Raw genomic sequence first — 1,706 nt, forward strand, 5'->3', positions numbered from 1 at the left:
ACATCGATGCCGTCGGGGGGCGGTCACATCATCAACGCCCATCCAGATCAGCAAAATCCAAGCCATGTTTGGCAAGGTTGCTCTGCCTCTTCGGCTCATCCCAAACAATCATCAGCATAATTATTGTATATACAATAATTATGCTTGTGTCAAGGCTATGGCAGCGGCGGCAGTAGATCCTCGATCGACCGGCGCGCGGCGGCATCGGCATCGCTAAGGGCAGCAGCAGGTCATCCCCCTAATCTTCGGGATCCTGGATTATCACATCCGGCGGCTCGCAGACCTCGCTCTCGTCTACGAAGGTGATGCGCATTCCCCAGCCAGCATAAGAGACTAGCAGTCTGGCGAAGGCGTCGACGTCTAGTTTCTCGTCGTCGATCCAGACCACCAGCCCGCGCTGCTCGTTGTCCGAGAGGTGGCAGCGCAGGACCTGTCCGCGGGTGATCCAGCATTGCAGGTCATCGAGCCAGCGGATCTGCGGTCGGCCTAGCGGGACCTCGATGGGGTGGACGGCAGACCCGGCTAGCAGGTGATCCTGCGCCTCGATGACGTCGTTCGCCATGGCGAGGATTTGGGCATCAGTCATCCCGGCGACCTGCGGCCCAATCGTCAGCTGCATGCTGCCATATCTTGAATCCGCGTATTCAATGATCCCGCAACCGCCGTCCCGCGAAATCCGCACCTGCTCCAGTGTGGATCGGATTGGTCTTCGAGGCCGCATCGTTTGCCCTCCTATAACAATGAACCCGCGTCGTTGACTCCCGTCGCACTTCTAGTGGCCTCAAGATGCAGAGCGGATTTGGTCGATCATGTCGAGTGCGTCCTCGAGCGTCTTCACCGCTCCGAACTTCTCCAGAGTCGTCATATTCGGGTTCATCTGCATGGTGGAGATCCCGGTTTCGACAGCATGCCGAATGCCTGCGCCCCGATCCTCCGAAACCATGGCCAGGTGCCCCATCACGATCTGGGTCATTATGCTCTGGGCGACGAGTTGCCCTGCGATCACCTCGATTTCGTCTTTCCTGCTGGTGACGGCCATTCCTGCCTCATGCCTACTGATGTCTTGGTGCTGATCTTAAGCAGGGCTGTTTGATCGCGCCATGGGCGTCGTCGCTCTCGTTGAGCAGCCGCTGGAAATTTGGCACTCGGACGGCGCGCAGATGCCGCATGACGCGGGGCTCCACGGCCCAGCCATGGCTGATCATTCTCGGCATGTGCAGCGGCGCGCTCGAGGTGCTGCGGGCTGCCGCCAACCTTGGCATCACCGTCGAGGACGACCGCAAGCGCTTCGCGGCCAGCAAGGTGTATTTCCCGCGCTACGTCGATCAGGCCTACCTAGGCGCAGTCCTGGCCGGATGGGGGCCGTCTGCGCCAAGGCGGCGGCCTTGTGCAAGACCGTGATCCTGCACAATACGTGGCGCCTTGAAGGCCACTCTCGATCGAGGCGTTCAACAGCGCCAAGACCCTCGCGCGGCGCCGCAAGCGCATCCAGCGCATGACGCCCAAGGCCATGCATGAAATCGCCACCAAGCCCGCGAAAGGGAAGACGCCGCGACAGCCGCGAAGATGGAAGTGGGGGAGCTTAGACCTCGATGTCAGGGATCTGCCCGATCATTCAATGATCGTAGCCAGCTTGGCCAGAACGTCATCCATGATCGCTCCGGGGATGCTCTCAACTTTCCGACCCCCACGGGCCCGCATATCAA

General features: G+C 60.4%; 3 protein-coding genes. 1 reads left to right on the forward strand and 2 read right to left on the reverse strand.

Translation table 11 applies throughout. The features are described 5' to 3' along the window. Window positions 1-238 precede the first annotated feature (238 nt). Both C5F48_RS23585 and C5F48_RS23590 read right to left on the reverse strand, forming a co-directional pair. The gene (locus tag C5F48_RS23585) at window positions 239-586 is read right to left on the reverse strand and encodes a DUF7713 domain-containing protein (RefSeq protein ID WP_146603680.1); all 348 of its coding nucleotides are present in this window, start codon (window positions 584-586) and stop codon (window positions 239-241) included. 195 nt (window positions 587-781) lie between these two features. Then, window positions 782-1,039: a hypothetical protein gene (locus C5F48_RS23590; RefSeq protein WP_107666100.1), complete on the reverse strand. Its 258-nt coding sequence runs from the start codon at window positions 1,037-1,039 to the stop codon at window positions 782-784. A 128-nt stretch (window positions 1,040-1,167) separates the two neighbouring features. Here C5F48_RS23590 and C5F48_RS23595 point away from each other — a divergent pair, with 128 nt between their 5' ends. Then, entirely contained in the window at window positions 1,168-1,401 is a 234-nt protein-coding gene (locus tag C5F48_RS23595; RefSeq protein ID WP_107666101.1) for a hypothetical protein, read from the forward strand. Window positions 1,402-1,706 lie beyond the last annotated feature (305 nt).

It is taken from the genome of Cereibacter changlensis JA139 (assembly GCF_003034985.1).
Lineage (GTDB): Bacteria > Pseudomonadota > Alphaproteobacteria > Rhodobacterales > Rhodobacteraceae > Cereibacter > Cereibacter changlensis.

Excerpts from the sequence above, each read along its gene's own strand:
- C5F48_RS23585 (WP_146603680.1), bottom strand. The coding sequence starts at position 586 with ATGACTGATGCCCAAATCCTCGCCATGGCGAACGACGTCATCGAGGCG.
- C5F48_RS23590 (WP_107666100.1), bottom strand. The coding sequence starts at position 1,039 with ATGGCCGTCACCAGCAGGAAAGACGAAATCGAGGTGATCGCAGGGCAA.
- C5F48_RS23595 (WP_107666101.1), top strand. The coding sequence starts at position 1,168 with ATGACGCGGGGCTCCACGGCCCAGCCATGGCTGATCATTCTCGGCATG.